Source organism: Hydrogenophaga sp. (assembly GCF_018780075.1).
GTDB lineage: Bacteria > Pseudomonadota > Gammaproteobacteria > Burkholderiales > Burkholderiaceae_C > Hydrogenophaga.
Genome location: NZ_JADMKB010000063.1, coordinates 1 through 3971, shown reverse-complemented (window position 1 = coordinate 3971; position 3971 = coordinate 1). Strand labels below are relative to the sequence as shown.

The following is a 3971-nucleotide window of genomic DNA, read 5'->3' as shown; positions in this document are numbered from 1 at the left end:
GCCATCGCGTCGGCGGCGCCGCGGAACGAACTGAAATCGTCCAGCGCCGGCTTGGGGCTGAGGTGCGGCGCGAACGGGGGCAGGGCCTTGTCGTCCCGGAACAGGCGCCGGCCGCGGAAATGCAGGCCGGCCTGGCCGCTCAGGGCCCGGATCGAGGCCGCGCAGAGGTCGTCGATGCGCTGTTGGTGTCGCGTCGCGCCGGCCGTGGCCAGAGGCTCGACCATGGCGATCAGGCTTCGCTGTGGGCGAACGAAGCTTCGAGCTCGCGGTGGAAGCAGCGCTGGAAGTACTCGGCGACGATGGGGCGCTCGGACTCGTCGCACTTGTTGACGAACGAGAGCTGGAACGCCAGGCCCGGGTCGCGGAAGATCTCCACGTTCTCGGCCCAGGTGATCACGGTGCGGGGCGACATCAGCGTCGACAGGTCGCCGACCCGGAAGCCCTGGCGCGTGAGCTCGGCCACCGCCACCATGGCGTTGATCATGTCCTGGCCCGCCGCGTCGGCATAGGTGGGCACGCGGGCGGTGACGATGGCCACCTCTTCCTTGCGCTCCAGGTAGTTGAGCGCGACCACGATGTTCCAGCGGTCGATCTGGGCGTGGTTCAGGCGCTGGGCGCCGTGGTAGAGGCCGTTGAGGTTGCCCTGGCCCACGGTGTTGGCGGTGGCGAACAGCCGGAAGAAGGGGTGGGGCCGCAGCACCCGGTTCTGGTCCATCAGCGTGAACTGGCCGTCGCGTTCCAGGATGCGCTGGATCACGAACATCACGTCGGGGCGGCCGGCGTCGTACTCGTCGAAGATCAGGGCCATCGGGCGCTGCAGCGACCAGGGCACGATGCCTTCCTGGAACTCGGTCACCTGCTGGCCCTCGCGCAGCACCACCGCGTCTTTGCCCACCAGGTCGAGCCGGCTCACATGGCCGTCAAGGTTGACCCGCACGCAGGGCCAGTTCAACCGCGCCGCGACCTGCTCGATGTGGGTCGATTTGCCGGTGCCGTGCAGCCCTTGCACCATGACGCGGCGGTCGCGGCTGAAACCGGCCAGCAGCGCCAGCGTGACCGCCGGGTTGAAGCGGTAGCAGCTGTCGATTTCGGGCACGTGTTCGTCGCGCTCGGCGAAGGCCGGCACCCGCAGGTCGGTGTCGATCCCGAACACGTCGCGAACCGAAACGGTCTGGGTCGGGCGCAGGGAACTCAGTTCGGACATGGGATCGGGTCTTTCAGGTGGGGCGGCGGCTCAGTCGAGCGTGCCGTCGTCAAGGGTGTCGGTGGCGTCGTGTTCGATCTGGCTGAGCGCGTCGGCGGCGCGTTGCAGCGCGGGCAGCAGGCCCAGCGCTTTGTCGGGGGTCAGCCGCATGATGGGCGCCTGCACGGCCACGCAGAGGTTGGAGCGGCCTTCGGGGCTGGGCACCAGCACGGCCACGCACATCAGGCCGGGCAGGAATTCTTCGTTGTCGAGCGCAAAGCCCTGGCGCTTGACCTGCTTGATCTCTTCTTCCAGCGACTCCAGGTGGGTCAGGGTCCTGGGCGTGAAGGCCTCCAGCGGGGCGTGGCCCAGCAGGCGCTGGCGCTGGGCCGGCGTCATGCCCGCCAGGAACAGCTTGCCGCTGGCCGAGCAGTGCACCGGCACCCGCGAACCCGAGTGCAGATAGAAGCGCAGCGGCGCGGGCGTCTCCACCCGGTCGAGGTACATCACCTCGCTGCCGCTGAGCGCCGTGAGGTTGCAGCTCTCGCCGATCTCGTTGACCAGCGCGCGCAGCACGCCGTGGCGGGCGCCGTGGAAGGTGTCGTTGAGCAGCAGGTTTTCGGCCAGCTTGCGCAGCCGCACGCCGGTGCCGTACTGGCGGCTGTCGCCGCTGCGTTCGAGCAGACCGGCGCTTTCGAGCTGCTGGAGCATGCGGTGCAGCGTCGGCTTGGGGATGCCGGTCTCTTCGGCCAGGCCTTGCAGCGAGAAGAACTGGTCCTTGGACGCGACGACTTCCAGCAGCGCGAACAGGCGCAGCGTGGGGGTGTCGCCGTTGATTTCGGTCGGAGCCTGGGCCGGAGCGGGGACGCTTTTCATGGGTTTGATCATAGCTGAATTTCGATAAACGACAAAAATTGTTCCGAAAAATGAGATTTCAGTTGACGATGGCCAAAAGAGGCCATAAAGTCGCCATGCGTTTCAAAAAACGGAATGCAGCGTTTCATATTTAACCGTTTCATCACCGGCCAGCGCCGCAGGAGACTCTCGATGAGCAAGAACCCAACCGACACCCGCACCGTCGTCAGCGGCGTGCAAAAGATGACGCCTTCCGAGGCATTTGTGGAAACCCTGGTGGCCAACGGCGTGACCGACATGTTCGGCATCATGGGCTCGGCCTTCATGGACGCGATGGACATTTTCGCGCCCGCCGGCATCCGCCTGATCCCGGTGGTGCACGAGCAGGGCGCGGCCCACATGGCCGACGGCTATGCCCGCGTCTCGGGTCGCCACGGCGTGACCATCGGCCAGAACGGCCCCGGCATCAGCAACTGCGTGACCGCCATCGCGGCGGCCTACTGGGCCCACAGCCCGGTGGTCATCATCACCCCCGAGACCGGCACCACCGGCATCGGCCTGGGCGGCTTCCAGGAAGCCAACCAGCTGCCCATGTTCGAAGAGTTCACCAAGTACCAGGGCCACGTGACCCACCCCAAGCGCATGGCCGAGTACACGGCGCGCTGCTTCGACCGCGCCATGAGCGACAACGGCCCGACCCAGCTCAACATCCCGCGCGACTACTTCTACGGCGAGATCGAGTGCGAGATTCCCAAGCCCCAGCGCGTGGAGCGCGGCGCCGGTGGTGAAGCCAGCCTGGCGGCGGCCGCCGAACTGCTGGCCACGGCCAAGTTCCCGGTCATCCTGGCCGGCGGTGGCGTGGTCATGGGCAACGCGGTGGAAGAGTGCAAGGCCCTGGCCGAGCGCCTGGGCGCACCGGTGGTGACCGGCTACCTGCGCAACGACGCCTTCCCCGCCAGCCACCCGCTGTGGGCCGGCCCGCTGGGCTACCAGGGCTCCAAGGCCGGCATGAAGCTGATCGCCCAGGCCGACGTGGTGATCGCGCTGGGTTCGCGCATGGGCCCGTTCGGCACGCTGCCGCAGCACGGCATGGACTACTGGCCCAAGACCGCCAAGATCATCCAGGTCGAGGCCGACCACACCAACCTGGGTTTGGTCAAGAAGATCTCGGTCGGCATCTGCGGCGACGCCAAGGCGACCGCGCTGGAACTGACCAAGCGCCTGAGCGGCAAGACCCTGGCCTGCGACGCCACCAAGGCCGAGCGCGCCCAGACCATCGCCAGCGAAAAGGCCGCCTGGGAAAAGGAACTCGACGAGTGGACCCACGAGAAGGACGCCTTCAGCCTCGACATGATCGAGGAGAACAAGAAAGAGAAAACCTTCAACGGCGGTGACTACCTGCACCCGCGCCAGGTGTTGCGCGAACTGGAAAAGGCCATGCCGCCGCGCGCCATGGTGTCCACCGACATCGGCAACATCAACTCGGTCGCCAACAGCTACCTGCGTTTCGAAGAGCCGCGCAGCTTCTTCGCGCCCATGAGCTTCGGCAACTGCGGCTACGCGTTGCCGACCATGATCGGTGCCAAGCTGGCCGCGCCGGACCGCCCCGCCATCGCCTACGCCGGTGACGGCGCCTGGGCCATGAGCATGGTCGAGATCCTGACCGCCGTGCGCCACGACATCCCGGTCACCGCCGTGGTGTTCCACAACCGCCAGTGGGGCGCCGAGAAGAAGAACCAGGTCGACTTCTACAACCGCCGCTTCGTCGCCGCCGAGCTGGAGAACGAGAGCTGGTCCGAAATGGCCCGCGCCATGGGCGCCGAAGCCATCGTGGTCGACCGCCTGGAAGACGTGGGCCCGGCCCTCAAGAAGGCGACCGACATGCAGATGAACGAAGGCAAGACCTGCGTCATCGAGATCATGTGCACCCGCG

Annotated in this window: 3 protein-coding genes and 1 pseudogene; 1 reads left to right on the top strand and 3 read right to left on the bottom strand. The window is 67.0% G+C overall.

From position 1 onward, the window contains the following. From IV088_RS12770 to IV088_RS12760, 3 genes and pseudogenes are all read right to left on the bottom strand, one after another. Positions 1-224, bottom strand: a pseudogene (locus tag IV088_RS12770) (cobalt chelatase); the annotation flags it as partial. Between the two features lie 5 nt (positions 225-229). Then, a complete protein-coding gene (locus tag IV088_RS12765) occupies positions 230-1204 on the bottom strand; it encodes an AAA family ATPase (RefSeq protein ID WP_291102459.1) in 975 nt (324 codons plus the stop codon). A gap of 30 nt (positions 1205-1234) precedes the next feature. Continuing rightward, positions 1235-2071, bottom strand: coding sequence for an IclR family transcriptional regulator (locus tag IV088_RS12760; RefSeq protein ID WP_291102456.1), 837 nt, complete (start codon positions 2069-2071; stop codon positions 1235-1237). A 159-nt stretch (positions 2072-2230) separates the two neighbouring features. Here IV088_RS12760 and xsc point away from each other — a divergent pair. After that, a partial coding sequence (gene xsc, locus IV088_RS12755; RefSeq protein ID WP_291102453.1) for a sulfoacetaldehyde acetyltransferase occupies positions 2231-3971 on the top strand: 1741 nt, incomplete at its 3' end.